Source organism: Rhodoferax lithotrophicus (assembly GCF_019973615.1).
Lineage (GTDB): Bacteria > Pseudomonadota > Gammaproteobacteria > Burkholderiales > Burkholderiaceae_C > Rhodoferax > Rhodoferax lithotrophicus.
Genome location: NZ_AP024238.1, coordinates 963,850 through 982,345 on the forward strand (window position 1 = coordinate 963,850; position 18,496 = coordinate 982,345).

General features: G+C 58.7%; 16 protein-coding genes. 10 read left to right on the forward strand and 6 right to left on the reverse strand.

Annotated elements, in window-relative coordinates:
• Positions 1-120: 120 nt before the first annotated feature.
• On the forward strand, positions 121-1,347 hold the full coding sequence (purT, locus tag LDN84_RS04515; RefSeq protein ID WP_223909080.1) for a formate-dependent phosphoribosylglycinamide formyltransferase: 1,227 nt from the start codon (positions 121-123) through the stop codon (positions 1,345-1,347).
• Positions 1,348-1,557: 210 nt separating this feature from the next.
• Positions 1,558-2,748, forward strand: a complete 1,191-nt coding sequence (locus LDN84_RS04520) for a helix-turn-helix transcriptional regulator (RefSeq protein WP_223909087.1) — start codon at positions 1,558-1,560, stop codon at positions 2,746-2,748.
• Here the strand turns inward: LDN84_RS04520 and LDN84_RS04525 are convergent, their stop codons facing one another.
• Positions 2,749-3,345, reverse strand: a complete 597-nt coding sequence (locus tag LDN84_RS04525; protein WP_223909089.1) for a TlpA family protein disulfide reductase — start codon at positions 3,343-3,345, stop codon at positions 2,749-2,751.
• Between the two features lie 353 nt (positions 3,346-3,698).
• Positions 3,699-4,205 carry a hypothetical protein gene (locus LDN84_RS04530; protein ID WP_223909096.1) on the reverse strand — a complete coding sequence of 169 codons (507 nt, stop codon included), beginning with the start codon at positions 4,203-4,205 and terminating at the stop codon, positions 3,699-3,701.
• A gap of 446 nt (positions 4,206-4,651) precedes the next feature.
• On the opposite strand from LDN84_RS04530, the gene LDN84_RS04535 reads away from it, so the two are divergent.
• The 6 genes from LDN84_RS04535 to kdpE are packed head-to-tail and all read left to right on the forward strand — an operon-like array spanning position 4,652 to position 12,735.
• On the forward strand, positions 4,652-4,750 hold the full coding sequence (locus LDN84_RS04535; protein ID WP_223909102.1) for a potassium-transporting ATPase subunit F: 99 nt from the start codon (positions 4,652-4,654) through the stop codon (positions 4,748-4,750).
• A complete protein-coding gene (gene kdpA / locus LDN84_RS04540; protein WP_223909104.1) occupies positions 4,750-6,549 on the forward strand; it encodes a potassium-transporting ATPase subunit KdpA in 1,800 nt (599 codons plus the stop codon). The genes LDN84_RS04535 and kdpA overlap by 1 nt, the downstream gene beginning before the upstream one ends.
• Positions 6,550-6,572: 23 nt before the next feature.
• Positions 6,573-8,633, forward strand: coding sequence for a potassium-transporting ATPase subunit KdpB (gene kdpB, locus LDN84_RS04545; RefSeq protein ID WP_223909107.1), 2,061 nt, complete (start codon positions 6,573-6,575; stop codon positions 8,631-8,633).
• A 16-nt stretch (positions 8,634-8,649) separates the two neighbouring features.
• Positions 8,650-9,222 carry a potassium-transporting ATPase subunit KdpC gene (gene kdpC / locus LDN84_RS04550; protein ID WP_223909114.1) on the forward strand — a complete coding sequence of 191 codons (573 nt, stop codon included), beginning with the start codon at positions 8,650-8,652 and terminating at the stop codon, positions 9,220-9,222.
• 15 nt (positions 9,223-9,237) lie between these two features.
• Positions 9,238-11,997 (forward strand): DUF4118 domain-containing protein, encoded by a 2,760-nt coding sequence (locus LDN84_RS04555; protein ID WP_223909117.1) that lies wholly within the window; start codon positions 9,238-9,240, stop codon positions 11,995-11,997.
• A 21-nt stretch (positions 11,998-12,018) separates the two neighbouring features.
• Complete coding sequence (gene kdpE / locus LDN84_RS04560) at positions 12,019-12,735, forward strand: two-component system response regulator KdpE (protein WP_223909120.1); 717 nt, start codon at positions 12,019-12,021, stop codon at positions 12,733-12,735.
• A 90-nt stretch (positions 12,736-12,825) separates the two neighbouring features.
• On the opposite strand, the gene LDN84_RS04565 is transcribed toward kdpE, so the two are convergent.
• Both LDN84_RS04565 and LDN84_RS04570 read right to left on the reverse strand, forming a co-directional pair.
• The gene (locus LDN84_RS04565; RefSeq protein ID WP_223909122.1) at positions 12,826-13,302 is read right to left on the reverse strand and encodes a c-type cytochrome; all 477 of its coding nucleotides are present in this window, start codon (positions 13,300-13,302) and stop codon (positions 12,826-12,828) included.
• Between the two features lie 151 nt (positions 13,303-13,453).
• The gene (locus tag LDN84_RS04570) at positions 13,454-13,879 is read right to left on the reverse strand and encodes a multidrug/biocide efflux PACE transporter (protein WP_223909126.1); all 426 of its coding nucleotides are present in this window, start codon (positions 13,877-13,879) and stop codon (positions 13,454-13,456) included.
• 98 nt (positions 13,880-13,977) lie between these two features.
• Between LDN84_RS04570 and LDN84_RS04575 the strand changes: the two genes are divergently transcribed.
• Positions 13,978-14,832, forward strand: a complete 855-nt coding sequence (locus LDN84_RS04575) for a LysR family transcriptional regulator (protein WP_223909128.1) — start codon at positions 13,978-13,980, stop codon at positions 14,830-14,832.
• Positions 14,833-14,929: 97 nt separating this feature from the next.
• Here LDN84_RS04575 and LDN84_RS04580 read toward each other — a convergent pair whose 3' ends face one another.
• The gene (locus tag LDN84_RS04580) at positions 14,930-15,181 is read right to left on the reverse strand and encodes a hypothetical protein (protein ID WP_223909131.1); all 252 of its coding nucleotides are present in this window, start codon (positions 15,179-15,181) and stop codon (positions 14,930-14,932) included.
• A gap of 85 nt (positions 15,182-15,266) precedes the next feature.
• Entirely contained in the window at positions 15,267-16,802 is a 1,536-nt protein-coding gene (locus tag LDN84_RS04585) for an AMP nucleosidase (protein ID WP_223909133.1), read from the reverse strand.
• A 97-nt stretch (positions 16,803-16,899) separates the two neighbouring features.
• Between LDN84_RS04585 and gshA the strand changes: the two genes are divergently transcribed.
• A complete protein-coding gene (gene gshA / locus LDN84_RS04590; RefSeq protein ID WP_223909137.1) occupies positions 16,900-18,462 on the forward strand; it encodes a glutamate--cysteine ligase in 1,563 nt (520 codons plus the stop codon).
• Positions 18,463-18,496: the final 34 nt, after the last annotated feature.

Consider the following 18,496-nt stretch of genomic DNA (forward strand, 5'->3'; position numbering starts at 1 on the left):
AGAATCCCCCATTAGCCCACCCCCGGCAGGCCTCCCACCAACCCCACTCCAAATGCTCCCCGTCCCTGCCTAAAATTGGCGTATTTTTTCAACCACGGACGCTTTGCCGCGCAACATCTCATGACCACCCTCGGTACCCCCCTGTCTCCCAATGCCACCAAAGTCATGCTGCTCGGCAGCGGCGAGTTGGGCAAAGAAGTCTTGATCGCCTTGCAGCGCCTGGGAGTGGAAACCATTGCGGTGGATCGTTATGACAACGCGCCCGGCCAGCAAGTGGCGCACCATGCCCGCACCATCACCATGAGTGACCCGGCCATGCTGAAAGAGCTGATCGAAGAAGAAAAACCCGACCTGGTGGTGCCCGAGATCGAGGCCATTGCCACCCCGATGCTCGAAGTGCTGGAAGCCACCGGTGTGGTGCGCGTCATCCCCACTGCCCGCGCCGCCCGCCTGACCATGGACCGTGAAGGCATCCGCCGTCTGGCCGCCGAGACGCTGGGCCTGCCGACCAGCCCCTATAAGTTCTGTGACTCGCTGGCTGAACTGCAAGCCGCCATTGACGGAGGTATTGGCTATCCCTGCATCGTCAAGCCGGTGATGAGCAGCTCAGGCAAAGGCCAAAGCAAGATCAGCGGCCCGGCTGATGTGCAAAAAGCCTGGGACTACGCCATGGCCGGTGGCCGCGTCAGCCATGGTCGGGTCATCGTCGAAGGCTTCATCGACTTTGACTACGAAATCACCCAGCTCACCGTGCGTGCCCGCGGGGCCAACGGCCAGATCAAAACGCATTTTTGCGACCCGGTGGGCCATGTGCAAGTCAATGGCGACTACGTAGAAAGCTGGCAACCGCACCCGATGAGCCCGGTGGCGCTGGAGAAGGCCCGCCACATTGCCAAAACCGTCACCGACGACCTCGGCATCGGGCTGGACGGGCATCCCAGCGGCCTGGGCTTGTTTGGTGTGGAGCTGTTCATCAAGGGCGACATGGTCTGGTTCAGCGAAGTCAGCCCGCGCCCGCACGACACCGGTCTGGTCACGCTTTCCACCCAGTGGCAAAGCGAATTTGAATTACACGCCCGCGCCATCCTGGGCCTGCCGGTCAACACTGCCCTGCGCAACCCCGGTGCCAGCGCCGTGATCTACGGCGGCGTGGATGCCCAAGGCATTGTGTTTGACGGGGTGGACGAGGCATTGCAAGTGCCCGGCACCGATATCCGCCTGTTTGGCAAGCCCGAGAGTTTTGTCAAACGCCGCATGGGCGTGGCCCTGGCCGCGCATGCCGATGTGGAGCAAGCCCGCGTCAATGCCAAGCTGGCGGCTTCCAAGGTGAAGCCTCGGGTGGCGTGAGATGACAGCTATTTAATTTATAGCTGCTTGCGCCTGTATAGAGAGGGCTGGAGCATGTTTTTATATGTAAATTCATGGTTCGGCATTCCAGCAGTCACTCACCCTGAGCCTGTCGGCGGGCCTTGGTGCTGGGGTTGCTGAGTCAGCGGTGGCACCTTGTTTTAATGAAGTGAGACTTGGGGAGGCAGGTTTTTGCAAACAGTTCATTCAATGAGCACGACGTTTTGCTCTGATCGGGCAGAACCATCGAGCCGTCGAACCACTGCTGAGTTTTCCCGGTTGATTCACCTGATCTATGAGGCGGCGTTGCAGCCTGCACACTGGTGTCTGGTGGTGGAGCAGTTGGCGTTGTCCGTGAGCGCCAACAAGGGACTTCTGTTCACGCCCTATCTGGGGCCGCAACATGGCGGGCTGCTGTTTCCCTGGAACCTCAGCGAGGCCGATCTCCAACTTTGGGCCACCCGCTACATTGAGCATGACATCTGGTCGGCGGCGGCGCGAGACCGGGGCCTGTGGATAGATGGCGCGGTGTATGCCGATGAGGATCTGGTGCCACGCGAGGTGTTGGAGCAATCCCTGTACTTCCGCGAATATTTGTGTCAGGTGGGGATTGGCCGGACGTGTGCATGCAGTGTCCTGGCCGGGGCACCTGGCGTGTTGGCCACCGCCTTCTCGGTGTACCGTCCTCTGGAAGACCCGCCCTTCAGTTATGAAGAGCAAGATTGGTTGAGGCTGCTGATACCTCATCTGGCACGTGCGCTGGGTGTGATGCACCGGCTGGACACCGCCAAGCTGCGGGCCGCCACGCTGCTTTCCACACTGGACCGTTTGGCTTTTGGTGTGGTTCTTCTGAACCAGCGCAAGGAAGTTATTCACCTCAACGAGGCCGCCCGCACGGTCATGGAGCGTGACGACGGTTTGGCGGTGAACACACAGGGCAAACTGCAGGCACCGCTGAAACACGCGTCCCGGTTTCAACAGTGGATGGATGACATTCAGCTTAATCAGCACCATCCGGCTCATTTTTCCGACAGGTACATGGTGGTGCGCAGCGGTTCGTCACCGTGTTGTTACGCCTTGCAATGTGCGCCATTAACTGCGCCGGATGGCTGGACGCTTCACGGCGAGGATGCCTGTTATGTGGTGTTCATCACCGACCCGGAAGCGATCACCTTGCCTGATTTGGATCGGCTTCGGGCCATTTATGGGTTTACCGATGCGCAGGCCAAGGTGGCCTGCGCCCTGGCTGGAGGCGGAAGCTACAAATCGACGGCGCGCCAACTGGGTATTGCAGAGGACACCGTACGCTCACATGTGAAAGAGGTCTATGCCAAGGCCCGCGTGAACCGGTTGCCTGATCTGGTTCGTGCCGTTTTGTCCTTGGGGCAGGCCAACGTGTGATTAATTTGGATTATTAGATAGTTTCATTACTGAGATCACTGCATTTTCCAAACCACGCACGAGATCTCTGCCACCAGCTATTTTGCTCCGAACGATACCATCTGCATCAAGTAGATAGGCTGACGGGATGGTATATACCTGTCCAAAATCACCGATATGTTTCAAACCACTTGGACATTTGAATGGTGGGCACAAAGAAATTTTGGGCATTAAAATTGTCAAGCCAATACGTTTGGATTCCTCGATTTTTTTGTCACGTTTTTCATTATCATCCATACTCACAAAAATAACTTGCAGTCCCAATGTGCCATATTTTTTGGCAACAGCTTCGGTGGCGGGTCTTCCTTTTGTTACACAATGGGGGCACCAGTCAGCACCAAAATAAAGAACGGTTGGCTTGCCGCGTAATTTTTGAAGATCAAACGAGGTTCCATCAACATACTCTAGCTTGTTAATGGCTTCAGCATACTCTCCAATCTCTGGTTTCCATGCATATGCAGATGAATGCGAAATCAATATTAATATTAAAAATAACCTATATAGATAGGTCTGTCTTGTAATTATTGATTTGGTGATTTTTATCAAGGTATGGATCATTTTGATGAATGGACTATGTTATTGATAAGTGAGCTTTGAATACAAATGACGCAAAGTTTTGCTTTCTACTTTTATTCATAAGCCATCATTTACCTCCGAATTTGACATGAATTCCGCTGCTTCAATCTAGTCAGTCAATTTGTAGAAACTGCGGTAGACGGTTTATTAAACACAATGATAGAAATTGATTCAACCGGGTTGTCTCATTCGGGTTTTGACATCAGAAGCATGCGTTTGAGTTCGACTTTTTGATGGGCTCCATGGCGTGAACTCGCCATAACACTCATTTTCCCGCTGATCCAGTCACACTGGCCCACGCCCTCACAACGATCCTTAGGCTGGACCAAAGGGGGTTACTTTTTGTTCAGCGTCATGTCCCAAGTGGTGGGGAAGCCCTCTGCATCTACCGCTCCGCCATCGCTTGCGTTAAGTCCAAACGTGATTTGGCCATTGGCAACCAAGGTCACTGTTTTGAAGGTGGTGAGTGGGGCCTGGACGTTCCACTTGTCGACTGTGTCGGTGCCAATTTGTTTGGTTCCCACATGTGTGGCTTGGGCCGAACTTGGAACGGTATCGGCGGGGGTACCTGTGCAGTCTGCCGAGGTGTAGTAAATGTCCTGACCACTGAAGTTGATGGTTGCGGCACTGGTTTTGGTGGCTGTGATGGTATTTTGGTCGGACCCTCCACTTTTTACAGTGAGGCATGCGCTCCATGTGCCTTCATATTTGTCTACCGGATCGGCGACGTTGGTATTGCCGGATGTGTTTGAAGTGGATGCTGAATCGCTGCCGCCGCCGCAAGCAGTGAGGATCACCAGAGCGCCGGTGCAAGCGACCCAGCAGAGTTTTGAGTGTGACATGCGTGAACTTCTTTCCTTGTAAAAAAACACCCCAAAATCGAGATGACCACCTATGTTAGGAATGCAGCGCTGCGTTGTGAATCGCACAAATATGTGAAGGGTTGTCTATGCTCAACGCTACCGACACCTTTCAGTAACCAGGTTTTCCTGGGTGTGATCTGCCGCATCGGTTCTGTTTGGTCTTGTGTTTTGGCGGAACAAATTCAAGGCGTGGTGAATGCAGCGTTATGAGTGTCAACGTGCTGGTTTTTACGCTTTTTTTACGCCCTGGCACGTTCTTTCTTCCCCATCTTTACGCTCCAAAAAATATGCTTCTCCTATTGTTTTTTAACAGGAGAGCAGTGAATGGACATCGTATTTGCGCTTGGCGCTGGACTACTCTGGGGAATCATGGTCTTATTCATCCGGGGCTTTGAGCGCCTTGAACCATCTATCAGGGGAAAATCATGATCAGTCTGCCCGTCATTTACGGCTTGGGGGCCACTTGCGCCGCCTTGCTGCTGGCTTATCTTGTCTATGCGCTGATTCGCGCGGAGGAGTTTTGATGAGTAGCTCTGCCTGGGGCCTGTTGGCCTTGTTTCTTGCCCTCTTGCTGCTGGCTGCCTGGCCACTGGGCCTCTGGTTGAGCCGCATCAGCACGGGCCAACTGCCAAGCTGGATGCAGCGTGTCGAATCTCCCCTGTACCGGCTGGCCGGCACGTCCAAAGACAGTGCCATGAACTGGTCGCAGTACGCCTTGGCGTTGCTGGCGTTCAACACGCTGGGGGTGCTGGTGGTGTACCTGTTGCAACGCTGGCAAGCCTGGCTGCCGCTGAACCCGTCGGACATGGCCGCCGTGTCGCCCGACTCGGCATTCAACACCGCCATCAGTTTTGTCTCCAACACCAATTGGCAAGGTTATGGCGGTGAGTCCACCATGAGCTACTTCACGCAGATGCTGGCGCTGGCGGTGCAAAACTTCTTCTCGGCGGCCACCGGCATCGCCGTGGCTTTGGCGCTGATTCGCGGCTTTGCGGCCAAGTCCACCGGGGTGATTGGCAATTTTTGGGTGGACATCACGCGCCTGACGCTGTGGTTGCTGCTGCCCTTGTCGCTGGTGTTTGCGCTGTTTCTGGCGGGCCAGGGGGTCGTCCAGAATTTTGGTGCTTACCAGGAGGTGAACACACTGGAAGCCACCAGCTACCAGACTGCCAAGATGGGTGCCGATGGCCAAGCCTTGAAAGATGCGCAAGGTAACCCGGTTATGGAAGACCAGAAGACCGACAAACAAACGCTGGCCATGGGCCCTGTGGCCTCGCAAGAAGCCATCAAGATGATCGGCACCAACGGCGGAGGTTTCTTCAACGCCAATTCGGCCCACCCCTATGAAAATCCGAATGCGCTGACCAACTTTCTGCAGATGCTGGCGATTTTTTTGATCCCCACCGCACTGTGTTTTGCCTTTGGGCGTGAGGTGGGTGACCTGCGCCAGGGCTGGGCGGTGCTGGCAGCCATGACGCTGATCTTCGTGGTGGCCGTCATGGCCATCACACCGGCAGAACAGGCGGGCAACCCGCTGCTAACCCCCCTGGGTGTGGATCAAACCAGCAGTGCGCTGCAGAGCGGCGGCAATATGGAAGGCAAGGAAGCCCGCTTTGGCATCAACGCCTCCACCCTGTTTGCCACCATCACCACCGCCGCATCGTGTGGCGCGGTGAATGCCATGCACGACTCTTTCACCCCACTGGGGGGCATGGTGCCTATCGTGATGATGCAACTGGGCGAGGTGGTGTTTGGCGGTGTTGGCAGTGGCCTGTATGGCATGCTGATTTTTGCCATTCTGGCGGTGTTTATTGCCGGTTTGATGATCGGCCGCACGCCGGAATACCTGGGCAAGAAGATCGAGGTACATGAGATGAAGCTCACCTCCATCGCTATTTTGGTGACCCCGATTCTGGTGCTGGCCGGTACGGCCATCGCCGTGATGGCTGGCGCGGGCCAGGCCGGTATTGCCAACCCCGGCGCACATGGGTTCTCTGAAATTCTGTATGCGCTAAGTTCTGCCGCCAACAACAACGGCAGCGCCTTTGCCGGGCTGTCTGCCAACACGCCGTTTTACAACACGCTGCTCGGCATCGTCATGTGGCTGGGGCGCTTTGGCGTGATCGTGCCGGTGCTGGCGATTGCCGGTGCATTGGCCAGCAAAAAACGCCTGCCGGTCACCGCCGGCACCATGCCCACGCATGGCCCGCTGTTTGTGTTTTTGCTGATTGGCACGGTGTTGCTGGTGGGTTTGTTGAACTATGTGCCCGCCTTGGCTTTGGGGCCGGTGGTGGAGCATTTGATGCTCTGGCCTGCGGCTTGAACCTCACAAAACGAGTATTCATCATGAAGAAAAAAACAACCCTGACCCTGCTCGACCCGGTGCTGCTCAAGCCTGCCGTGCGGGCCTCTTTTGCCAAACTCAGCCCGGCGGTGCAATGGCGCAACCCGGTGATGTTTGTGGTCTACCTGGGCAGCATCGTCACCACACTGCTGGGCTTGCAAGCCCAGCAAGACAGCGGCTTTATCCTGACCATTTCGGCTTGGCTGTGGTTCACCGTGCTGTTTGCCAATTTTGCCGAAAGTCTGGCCGAAGGCCGGGCCAAGGCCCAGTCGGCCTCACTGCGCGGCCTGAAGCAAAGCACCTGGGCCAAAAAGCTCAAAGACCCGGTGCATGGCTCCACCTGGTTACCGGAACAAGCCGAAAACCTGCGCAAGGGTGATGTGGTGCTGGTGGATGCCGGTGAGATGATTCCACTGGATGGCGATGTGATTCAAGGTGTGGCCACGGTGGACGAGAGTGCCATCACCGGCGAATCCGCCCCGGTGGTGCGCGAGTCCGGCGGCGACTTTTCTTCCGTCACCGGCGGCACGCGGGTGTTGTCAGACTGGCTGGTGGTTCGCATCACGGTGAACCCGGGCGAGTCGTTTCTGGACCGCATGATCAGCATGGTTGAAGGGGCCAAGCGCCAGAAAACGCCCAATGAAATTGCGCTGACGATTTTGCTGGTGGCTTTGACCATTGTGTTTCTGGTGGTCACGGTCACGCTGCTGCCGTTTTCCATCTTCAGCGTGCAAGCCGCAGGCTCGGGCACGGTGGTCAGCATCACCGCGCTGATTGCTTTGCTGGTGTGCCTGATCCCCACCACCATTGGCGGCTTGCTGTCCGCCGTGGGGGTGGCCGGCATGAGCCGCATGATGCAGGCCAATGTGATTGCCACCTCAGGCCGCGCGGTCGAAGCCGCGGGTGACGTGGACGTGCTGCTGCTGGACAAAACCGGCACCATCACGCACGGCAACCGCCAGGCCGCCGCCTTTTTGCCCGCCCCCGGCCTGACCGAAGCCCAACTGGCTCTGTGTGCCATGCAGGCCTCCATGGCCGACGGCACACCCGAGGGACGCAGTGTGGTTGTTCTGGCTCAGCGCTTGGGTCTCAAAGATGCTTTGACCGGCAACACACAAGAGGTGGCCTTCACCGCCCAGACCCGCATGAGCGGCATGGATGTCACCCACGCCGACGGCAGCACACGCCAATTACGCAAGGGCGCGGTGGAGGCGATTCGCAAACATGTGGAGTCCCTGGGTGGCAGCGTGCCCGCCGAGGTGGTGCGCGCCTCTGACGACGTGGCCCGCCGTGGCAGCACCCCTCTGGCCGTGGCCGATGGCAAGCAGGTGCTGGGCATTGTGGAGCTCAAGGACATTGTCAAAGCCGGCATCAAGGAGCGCTTTGGCGAGCTGCGCCGCATGGGCATCAAGACCGTGATGATCACCGGCGACAACCGCCTGACCGCTTCGGCGATTGCCGCCGAGGCCGGGGTGGACGACTTTTTGGCTGAAGCCACGCCTGAAGACAAGCTCAAGCTGATTCGTCAGTACCAGGCCGAGGGCCGCCTGGTGGCGATGACCGGCGACGGCACCAACGATGCCCCCGCGCTGGCCCAGGCCGATGTGGCGGTGGCCATGAACAGCGGCACCCAGGCCGCCAAAGAAGCCGGCAACATGGTCGACCTGGACTCCAACCCGACCAAGCTGCTGGAGGTGGTGGAGACCGGCAAGGCCTTGCTGATGACCCGTGGCTCGCTCACCACGTTTTCCATCGCCAACGACGTGGCCAAATACTTCGCCATCATCCCGGCGATTTTTGTCTCGACCTACCCGCAGTTGGGTGCACTGAACGTGATGCAGCTCGGCAGCCCGAATTCGGCCATTTTGTCGGCGGTGATTTTCAACGCGCTGATCATCATGTTCCTGATTCCGCTGGCGCTCAAAGGTGTGAAGTACCGCCCGGTGGGTGCGGCTGCCCTGTTGCGCCGCAATCTGGCGATTTATGGGCTGGGTGGACTGATGGTGCCGTTTGTCGGCATCAAGCTCATTGACCTGCTGTTGGTGGCCCTGCAACTGACGTGAACTCCAAGGACTTTTCATGAAAAACAACCTCCGCCCCGCACTGGTATTGTTCATAGTGCTCACATTGTTGACTGGCGTGGTGTACCCCTTGCTGGTCACCGGTCTGGCACAAAGCGTGTTCTCCACGCAGGCCCACGGCAGTCTGCTGCTGCGTGACGGCAAGCCCGTGGGCTCGGCGCTGATCGGGCAAAACTTCAGCAGCCCGGCGCACTTCTGGGGCCGCCCCTCGGCCACTGGCCCGATGCCCTACAACGCCAGTGCTTCAGGCGGCTCCAACCAGGGCCCGCTGAACCCGGCACTGACCGATGCGGTGAAGGCACGTGTCGCGGCCTTGCGTGCGGCTGACCCCGGCAATATGGCCGCCATTCCGGTCGACCTGGTCACGGCCTCGGCCAGCGGGCTGGACCCACACATCAGTCCGGCAGCAGCGCAGTATCAGGCCAAGCGTGTCGCCCAAGCCAGAAATCTACCGCTGGACAAGGTACAGGCCCTCATCGAACAAGCCACCCAACGCCCGCTGCTTAGTATTCTGGGTGAGCCAGTGGTGAATGTGCTTCAGTTGAACCTGGCCATTGAAGCCTTGCATTGATTGCATACTCCAGCCATGGCCATCCCTACAGATTCACGCCCCGACCCCGATGCCCTGCTGGCGGAAATTCGCGAAAGCGAACGCGAGCAGCAACGTGGCAAGTTGCGTATTTATTTCGGGGCCAGCGCTGGCGTTGGCAAAACTTTTGCCATGCTGGATGCAGCGCAGCGGGCCGTGCAGGCCGGGCAAGACGTTCTGGTGGGCCTGATTGAAACCCATGGCCGTCAGGAAACAGCCAACCTGCTTAATGGCCTGAGGCAATTGCCGCAGCGCCCGCTGCCCTACCGCCAACAGACACTGCATGAATTTGATCTGGACGCAGCGCTGGCCGCCCACCCGGCCATTTTGCTGGTGGACGAGCTGGCCCACAGCAACGCCCCCGGTTCCCGGCATCCCAAACGCTGGCAAGACATTGAGGAACTGCTTGATGCCGGCATCGAGGTCTGGACCGCCTTGAATGTGCAGCACCTGGAAAGCCTCAATGGCACGGTGGGCACCATCACCGGCGTACGCATCAACGAGACGGTGCCCGACACGGTGCTGGATCGGGCCGACGAGATTGTGCTGGTGGATGTCACGGCTGATGAATTACTCACCCGCCTGAAGGCGGGTAAGGTCTACGTGCCGCACCAGGCCGAACGCGCCGCACAGAACTTTTTCCGCAAAGGCAACCTGATTGCCCTGCGGGAAATTGCCCTGCGGCGCACCGCCGAGCATGTGGGCGACGATGTACGTACTTACCGCTCGCAGCACATCCAGAACGCACTCAACAACAAGGTGAGGGGTGCGCCTGCCTGGAATACTTCGGGTGCTCTGCTGGTTTGTGTCGGTCCCCATGAAGGGGCCGAACATGCCGTCAGAAGTGCGGTGCGGCTGGCCGGGCAGCTCAATGTACGCTGGTACGCCGCTTATGTCGAAACCCCGGCGCTGCAGCGCCGTCCGGCATCTGCACGTGATCACACGCTGGCGGTGCTCAAATTGGCCGAGGAGCTGGGCGGCGGCACGGCTGTGCTGACAGGTGAGCATGTGGCTCCAGCATTGCTGCGCCATGCCCAGACACTGAATTGCGCTACCTTGGTCGTGGGGCGACCTACACCACACCCGTGGCAAGTGTTGCGAGCCATCACACCCACGGTGACACGTCAATTGGCCACACTGGATCCTACGGTGGACATTGTGGAAGTTGGTGCGGCAGAAAGTGTTCGCCGTCTGAACTCGACCATTCCACGGCCCGCCCACGAAGAATCCGAGATCGCTGCCTGGAAGGACACCTGGCCGCGTTACGTGTGGTCTGCTGCGGTATGCCTGCTGACCACGCTGCTCACCGCGCCATTGCGGGACTCGCTGGACCTGACCAACATCGTCATGCTGTTCCTGCTGGGCGTGGTGGGGGTAGCCGTCAAACTGGGCCGCGGGCCGTCGATGCTGGCGGCCGTGTTGTCGGTAGCGGCGTTTGATTTCTTTTATGTGCCACCCCGGTTTTCTTTTGCCGTCAGTGACGTGCAATACCTGGTGACCTTTGTGGTCATGCTGGGGGTGGGGCTGCTGATTGGCCAGCTGACGGCCAATTTGAGCTTCTCTGCCAACGTATCGGCCAGCCGTGAGCGGCGAGCCCACGCGCTGTTTGAACTCACGCGGGACTTGTCTGCGGCCCTGCAAACCGTGCAGGTGGTGGAGCTGGGTGAGGCGGCAGTCAAGCGCAGCTTTGGTGGCGAGGCGCGGGTGCTGTTGACCGATGCCAATGACCAACTGTGTGTGGATGTCAACTTGCGCAACGGCATGGATGCCAGCATTGCGGACTGGGCGTTTCACCACGAGCAACGCGCTGGCTTGTGCACCTCGACCCTGCCATCCAATGCCTGGCACTATGTGCCGTTGCGTGCGCCCATGCGGGTTCGCGGGGTGCTGGCGTTGCGTCCGGCGCAAGCCCGCTGGTTGCTGATCCCGGAACAAATCCAGCAACTGGAAACCCTGGCCAGACAAATTGCCATTGCCCTGGAGCGGGTGCACTATGTGGACATTGCACAAGCAGCGGTGGTGCAAATGGAGTCGGAACGGCTCAGGAACACCCTGCTGGCAGCCATGTCGCATGACGTTCGCACACCCTTGACGGCACTGATCGGACAAGCCGAGGCCCTGGCGGCATCGATCCCGCTGACCGCGGCTCAGCGCGAGTCGGCCCAGGCCATCGGCATCGAAGCCCATGAACTCAGTGCCTTGGTGACCAACCTGTTGGAGATGGCCAAACTTGACAGTGGCCAGATTGAACTTCACAAAGACTGGCAATCGGTCGAAGAAGTGGTGGGCAGCGCCATCCGCGCGGCACGCCATAGCCTGACCGGGCTGTCGGTGCACACCGTGATTCCAGAGGACTTGCCGCTGGTGGAGTTTGATGCGGCGCTGATGGAGCGTGTGTTGGTGAATCTGCTGGAAAATGCCGCCAAATATGGCACCCCTCCAAGCGGTGAACACCCGGCCATACTGGTGAGTGCCTTGGTGCACGTTGATTCTCTTGAGGTGAAGGTCCGGGATTTTGGCCCCGGCTTGCCCACCAGCGTGAAAGGCAAGGAAATTGACCTGTTCGCCAAATTCACCCGCGGTGAAAACGAGTCCAGCAAACGCGGCGTAGGATTGGGGCTTGCCATTTGCAAGGCCATTGTGGAAGCCCATGGGGGACAGATTTTGGCCGCACAAGCCCTTGGTGGTGGTGCAGAATTTACTGTCACACTGCCTCGAACAGAGCCCCCTGCCATGCCAGCCCCGGAACCCGCCTGACTCTCTCTTGAGCCACCAGCCATGTCACAACCTGTTGCCGTTTTGATTGAAGACGAACCGCAAATCCGCCGTTTTGTGCGTGCCGCGCTGGAGGCGGAAGGTTGGCGGGTGCATGAAGCCGCCACGATCAGGCAGGGGCTGGCCGATGCCGCAACGCGTCAACCCGATTTGCTGGTGGTTGATTTGGGCTTGCCCGACGGTGATGGCCTTGAACTCATCCGCGATGTACGCAGCTGGAGCAGCGTGCCCATTCTGGTGCTGTCGGCTCGCACTGAAGAGTTCGACAAAATTGCCGCACTGGATGCTGGTGCCGACGATTACCTCACCAAACCCTTTGGTATTGGTGAACTGCTGGCCCGGGTGCGCGCCAATGTGCGCAGGCAACGTGGCGCGGGTGCGGCCTCTGCGCCCGATGCCGTTGGGGCATTTGGCCACGTCTTCAAGTTTGGAGAAGTCGAGGTTAACCAGCAGACCCGGATCGTGCGGCGTGCGGGCTCCGAGGTGCACCTGACCCCGATTGAATACCGCCTCTTGTCCACCCTGATCGCCAATACCGGCCGGGTCATGACTCACAAACAACTGCTGCGTGAGGTGTGGGGGCCGTCACATTCCGAGCAAAGTCACTACCTGCGCATCTACATGGGACATCTGCGGCAAAAGCTGGAAGCTGACCCGGCACAACCCAGGCACTTGCTGACCGAAACCGCTGTGGGCTACCGGTTGCAGCCAGAAGCCTGAAATCTGCCTTGGGCTTGATTTTTGTAAATGAAATTGGCTACTAGCGCAGATGAATATTGCGTGAGTAGCTATCAAATGTAGAGTACTCGTCTATCGCACCGGACGATCCGGGCCTTGTGTGCCGTCGGCGCGTGCCGATAGATAGGCATACACATCCAGAATGTGGGCATTCACGCCGGGCTCGCCTTGCCAGGCGGGCATGGTCAGCATGTAGCCCTTGCGCTGAAGAAGGCTGTCTACCAGGGTTTCCCGCGCGGCCTGATCGCGGCTGGCTTGCGCCAGCGCCTGCCCCCAGTCGTAGCGGGTGAGCACCAGATTCACAAACTGGCGCGGGTTCATGTCGCGCACTCGGGGCAGCAGGTCAGGGGCTCCCACCGTGCCGGAGGCCGCCGTCCCGTGGCAGCTCGCGCATTTGTCCTGAAACACCCGCCAACCGGCATAGACCGAGCCGGGCGGTTTGGCGCGTTGCGCGAGTTCCTGAGCTGCTTGAGTGTTTTCCACCTCCACGGCACAGCCACTCAACAGCAGGGCCGACGTGATCAGTGCAGTTATCGATGCCTTGGTCATGATCATCTCCTTAGTGCAACAACGTTGCGAACCCATTCTGGATGGGCTGCGTGCCATTGTGTCAAGTTGACTGGGCCGGTGGGATGACAAGGATCAGTTTTTTTGTCAAAAGACCTTGCCAATGCCCATTTCAGACCTGCTGACCGGGTGCTTAAGTTCGGGCAACGACAGCCTTGCGCAGCCAGTCATACATCCAATGGTAGATGTAGGTATAGGGCAAGAAAAATAGCAACAGCCCTGCTTCAAACATAGCAGCGGACATCAGGCTGATGTCCAACCACCACGCCGCCAGGGGCAAGCCGACCAGCATCAGTCCGCCCTCAAAAAGAACCGCGTGCACGGCACGGGTGACCACAGATGTGCTGAACCCCATGCGGCTTTGCACGCGATCAAAACCGGCGTTGAACACCACATTCCAGACCAGCGCCATGATGCAATTGGCCAGGGTCAGCGCTCCCATGCTGAGCCAAGGTGTGTGCATGAGCCAGGCAAACAGGGGGGTGCAGAGTCCGATGGCAAGGGCTTCATACCCCAAGGCTTGAAGAAGCCGCTCGGTGGTGGATTTTTCATTCGTCATGGTGATGGGTGTGTGTGCACTTTGGTGGGCATGCTGGCTATCATCTCCGTTTAAATCGAAATCAAAAAGATGGAATCCATCGGAAATACAGATAGAACATGTTGTCTTTAGATGCCCTTCAGGTCTTTGCGCAGGCGGTGGCGCTGGGGTCTTTCTCTGCGGTGGCACGCAAGCTTGGCAAGAGCCAGTCTTCGATCAGCACCAGCATTGCCAACCTGGAAATTGATCTGGGTCTGGTTCTTTTTGACCGCACGCATCGCAAACCGGTCTTGACTGAGCATGGTCAGGTGGTGCTGCGCCATGTGGAGGCGGTGTTGGCCACCCAAAACAAGCTTGAGCATGCAGCTCAGGAGCTGTCGCAAGGCCTTGAAGCACGGGTGAGCGTGGTGCTGTCGGACACCTACCAGTCAGACCGTTTTGAGACTGCCATGGCTGAATTTGAGCTTCGGTACCCGAACCTTGAACTGGAATGCTTGATTGCAGAATGCGACGATTTGCTGGCCCTGGTGCAAAGCGGTCGTGCGCAGATCGGGTTTGTCGAGGCGCAAGCCCAATATGCCCCAGACATCGGTGCATCCACCGTGGCTGAGCGCGCCGAAATATCACTTTATGTGGCCCGGACGCATCCACTCGCCAGCATGGCGGAAATCAACGCCGATACGCTGGCTGATTTTCGGGAATTGCGTCTGGCCACGGTTTTGAATTCTCTGGAGCGGCCCAGGCGTGGCCAATCATGGTCGGCACCGAGTTATTTGATGCTGATGGAAATGGCGCAGCGCGGTTTTGGCTGGACACCACTTCCTCGCTGGCTGGTCAACCGGTTTGCTGCAGACTCGCTGACCGAGCTGCGCGTGCGTGGCTGGCCCAGGCAGGTGGCGGTTGATGCCATTTGGTCCCGTACCGCTTCGCTTGGCCCGGCAGGGACTTGGCTGTTGAACAGAATGCTGCAGTAGTTTGCGGGACATCGCTCTGCGCCATCGGATAGCTTGTAATTGCTATGTTATGAATAGCTGTTTGCGCTTATATTTCAAGGCCTACAGGCTATTTTTATCACACCTCAAGCGCCGCCGGCCAGGGTGCGGCATCACGCAGTTGCAGGCGGCCAATATCGGCCTCGGCCTTGCATTCACGCAGCAACTGCACCGCCTGCGCCTGCGGCCACTGCTCGGCAAACCGGTTCAGCGCGCGGTGCGGCTTGGCATCTGACAGTTTGCATTCCGCCAGATGCGTGAGCGTGTCGCCCTGGCTCAGGCAAAAGTCCACCTCGGCCTCGTCCTTGGTGCGGATGTAGTGCATATCCACGGGCGCACCACGAACACGATGAAATGAAAAATAGTCGCGACTTTTTTACATGAAGGCTCAGTTTAGTCGCCAAACTCCGGCAGACCTATTGAAACGCCACCTCGGCAAAACTGCGTAATTTGCGGCTGTGGAGCTGGTCCACACCTTCTTCGCGCAGCAGCTCCAGCGCACGGATGCCGATGCGCAGGTGCTGGTCGACCCGCTCGCGGTAGAAGTGGTTGGCCATGCCGGGGAGTTTGATCTCGCCGTGCAGGGGTTTGTCACTCACGCACAGCAAGGTGCCGTAGGGCACGCGAAAGCGGAAACCGTTGGCGGCGATGGTGGCGCTTTCCATGTCCAGCGCCACGGCGCGGCTTTGGCTGAAGCGGCGTTGCGGGCCGTTGTCGGGCAGCAGTTCCCAGTTGCGGTTGTCGGTGCTGGCCACCGTGCCGGTGCGCATGATGCTTTTGAGCTCCGGCCCTTTGAGCTGGGTGACTTGTGACACGGCGTTGGCCAGTGCCACTTGGATTTCAGCCAGGGCTGGCACCGGTACCCACAGCGGCAGTTCTTCATCGAGCACATGGTCTTCACGCACATAGCCGTGGGCCAGCACGTAGTCGCCCAGTTGCTGGCTGCTGCGCAGGCCGGCACAGTGGCCGAGCATAATCCAGGCGTGGGGTCGCAGCACGGCGATGTGGTCGGTGATGGTTTTGGCATTGGCCGGGCCGACACCGATGTTGACCATGGTGATGCCGCTGCCGTCAGCCCGCACCAGGTGGTAGGCCGGCATTTGCGGCAGGCGCGGTGGGGGCGTGCCGGTGGTTTGTGGGGATTGGGAGACATTGGGGTCAGAGCCCAATTCTGCTGTCGCAAAATTGTGATCTGACCCCAATTTGCGAGTGATCACGTTACCGGGCTCGACAAAGGCGATGTAGTCACTGGCGGCATTGGCCATGGCGGCATGGCCCAGGGCAATAAATTCGTCAATGTAGAACTGGTAATTGGTGAACAGCACAAAGTTCTGCACGTGTTCGGGGGCGGTGCCGGTGTAGTGGCGCAGGCGTTGCAGCGAATAGTCCACCCGTGGGGCGGTGAACAGTGACAAGGGTTGGGGCTCACCCGGGTGGGGCACATAGGTACCGTTGGCAATGCCATCGTCCATGGCGGCCAGGTCGGGCAGGTCAAACACGTCACGCATCAACTGGCGGCGCTGTGGGCTCAGGTCGCCTTCCACATGGTCGTTTTCAGCAAACGAGAAATGCACCGGAATCGGCTGGTTGCTGGTGCCCACTTCAAGCTCTACGCCGTGGTTGTCCAGCAGCAGGGTGAACTGCTCCAGGTAGTATTTGGCAAACAAATCCGGGCGGGTGAGGGTGGTTTCATACCGGCCTGCGCCAGCCACAAACCCATAGCTCAGGCGGGCTGACTCAGCCGTGGTCTGGCGCGTCACCGTGTCTGTCTGCACCCGCACAAACGGGTAACAGGCGCGCACATGGCCGGGCAATTCTTCCCCTGCCACATAGCGTTGCATGGCCTGGCGCAGGTGGGCAATGCTGTTGTCGTAAATCAGGCGGGCCTGGGTCAGGGCAGCGGCCGGATCGGTAAAGCGCATGGGCGCAATGAATGTGGGTAAATAAGGCATGGGGGGATTGTTTCATGGGGGCGTGTCAGGTGCATGAACATCGGCATGTCAAAGCTGCCATACTTGCAAACCGTATTCTTCAAGCCAGAAACCCGTTATGTTGAAATTTACCTGTTGTAGCGCTGTTCGCCAGTTTTCGGAAACCTCACAAGCGAAGCTGCTCAGCGGCATCACCCGTGGCTTTGAACGCGAATGTTTGCGGGTGGATCGGGTCGGCCAGTTGGCTCAAACGCCCCACCCGAGCGCCCTGGGGGCCAAGCTGACGCACCCGTGGATCACCACCGACTATGCCGAAGCCTTGCTGGAGTTCATCACCCCGCCGTCCACCGATCCGGCTTTTCCGATGGCGTTTTTGAAAGACATTCACCGCTTCAGCGCCCAGCAACTGGGGGGTGAATACCTGTGGGCCGGCTCCATGCCGTGCAAGATTGGCACCGATGCCGAGATTGCCATTGCCGACTATGGCTCGTCCAACGAGGCACGTTTCAAGATGGTCTACCGCGAGGGTCTGGGCCTGCGCTACGGCCGCGCCATGCAGACCATTGCCGGCGCGCATTACAACTGGTCATTGCCCACTGAATTCTGGCTGGCACTGCGTGACTGCTGCCCCGGTGAGGGTGACTTGCAGGACTTCATCAACACCCGCAGCTTTGGCCTGATCCGCAACTTTTTGCGCTATGGCTGGTTGGTGCCTTACCTGTTTGGGGCCTCACCGGCGCTGTGCCAGTCTTTCCTGCAAGGCCATTCGTCGGACTTGAGCGAATTGGCTCCAGGCACCTTGTACGGGCCCTATGCCACCAGTTTGCGCATGAGTGATCTGGGTTACCAAAACCATGCCCAGGACAAACTGGCCATTGGCTTCAACTCGCTGGCCGAATACACCCAGGGCCTGGAAGCCGCGATTCGCACCCCTGACCCGTATTACACCGAGCTGGGGGTGCGTGAGGGCACGCAGTGGAAGCAGTTAAGCGACAGCGTGCTGCAAATTGAAGCCGAGTTTTACGCCCCGATGCGGCCCAAGCGGATTGCCCCCAACGGGCAACGCCCGGCCAAAGCGCTGCGCGAGCTGGGCGTGCAGTATGTGGAAATGCGGCTGTTTGACTTGAACCCGTTTATTGACATCGGCATTGCGCCCGAGCAACCGCTGTTTGCCGATGTGCTGCTGCTGATGTGCCTGTTCCGTGACAGCCCCCCCATCACCTGCCGCGAGCAGAGTGAGAACGACGAGAACAAACACCGTGTGGTAACCCGTGGCCGCCAGCCCGATTTGCAGTTGCTGGTGCACAACCGCGAACAGCCGCTGCGCACGCTGGCGCATGAGTTGTTTGACGACATGGCCCCGTATGCCGCCATGCTGGATGCCGCCTATGCCACCCGCCGTTACCAGGTGGCCATGGAAGAATTGCGCCAGCGCATTGACCAGCCGGAGCTGACACCCTCCGCCCAGGTGCTTGAGGCGGTGAAGACGCATGGGGGCTACTTCAACTTTGCGTTTGAGCAGTCCAAACTACATACCCAGAGCCTGCAGGCGGTGGGGCTCAGTGCGGCAAGCCTGGATCAGTTCAAAGCCAGTGTGCAGACCTCGCTGGCGGCACAGCAGCAGGCCGAGGCCGCGTCGGCGGGCTCTTTTGAGGATTTTGTGGCGGCTTATTTCGCTTGAGGGTTGAGAATAGCGACGTTTTATAAGCGTTTTA

What these genes read in the sequence shown, in the direction of transcription:
- purT (WP_223909080.1), top strand. Translation starts at nt 121, where the DNA reads ATGACCACCCTCGGTACCCCCCTGTCTCCCAATGCCACCAAAGTCATG.
- LDN84_RS04520 (WP_223909087.1), top strand. Translation starts at nt 1,558, where the DNA reads ATGAGCACGACGTTTTGCTCTGATCGGGCAGAACCATCGAGCCGTCGA.
- LDN84_RS04525 (WP_223909089.1), bottom strand. Translation starts at nt 3,345, where the DNA reads ATGATCCATACCTTGATAAAAATCACCAAATCAATAATTACAAGACAG.
- LDN84_RS04530 (WP_223909096.1), bottom strand. Translation starts at nt 4,205, where the DNA reads ATGTCACACTCAAAACTCTGCTGGGTCGCTTGCACCGGCGCTCTGGTG.
- LDN84_RS04535 (WP_223909102.1), top strand. Translation starts at nt 4,652, where the DNA reads ATGATCAGTCTGCCCGTCATTTACGGCTTGGGGGCCACTTGCGCCGCC.
- kdpA (WP_223909104.1), top strand. Translation starts at nt 4,750, where the DNA reads ATGAGTAGCTCTGCCTGGGGCCTGTTGGCCTTGTTTCTTGCCCTCTTG.
- kdpB (WP_223909107.1), top strand. Translation starts at nt 6,573, where the DNA reads ATGAAGAAAAAAACAACCCTGACCCTGCTCGACCCGGTGCTGCTCAAG.
- kdpC (WP_223909114.1), top strand. Translation starts at nt 8,650, where the DNA reads ATGAAAAACAACCTCCGCCCCGCACTGGTATTGTTCATAGTGCTCACA.
- LDN84_RS04555 (WP_223909117.1), top strand. Translation starts at nt 9,238, where the DNA reads ATGGCCATCCCTACAGATTCACGCCCCGACCCCGATGCCCTGCTGGCG.
- kdpE (WP_223909120.1), top strand. Translation starts at nt 12,019, where the DNA reads ATGTCACAACCTGTTGCCGTTTTGATTGAAGACGAACCGCAAATCCGC.
- LDN84_RS04565 (WP_223909122.1), bottom strand. Translation starts at nt 13,302, where the DNA reads ATGACCAAGGCATCGATAACTGCACTGATCACGTCGGCCCTGCTGTTG.
- LDN84_RS04570 (WP_223909126.1), bottom strand. Translation starts at nt 13,879, where the DNA reads ATGACGAATGAAAAATCCACCACCGAGCGGCTTCTTCAAGCCTTGGGG.
- LDN84_RS04575 (WP_223909128.1), top strand. Translation starts at nt 13,978, where the DNA reads ATGTTGTCTTTAGATGCCCTTCAGGTCTTTGCGCAGGCGGTGGCGCTG.
- LDN84_RS04585 (WP_223909133.1), bottom strand. Translation starts at nt 16,802, where the DNA reads ATGCCTTATTTACCCACATTCATTGCGCCCATGCGCTTTACCGATCCG.
- gshA (WP_223909137.1), top strand. Translation starts at nt 16,900, where the DNA reads ATGTTGAAATTTACCTGTTGTAGCGCTGTTCGCCAGTTTTCGGAAACC.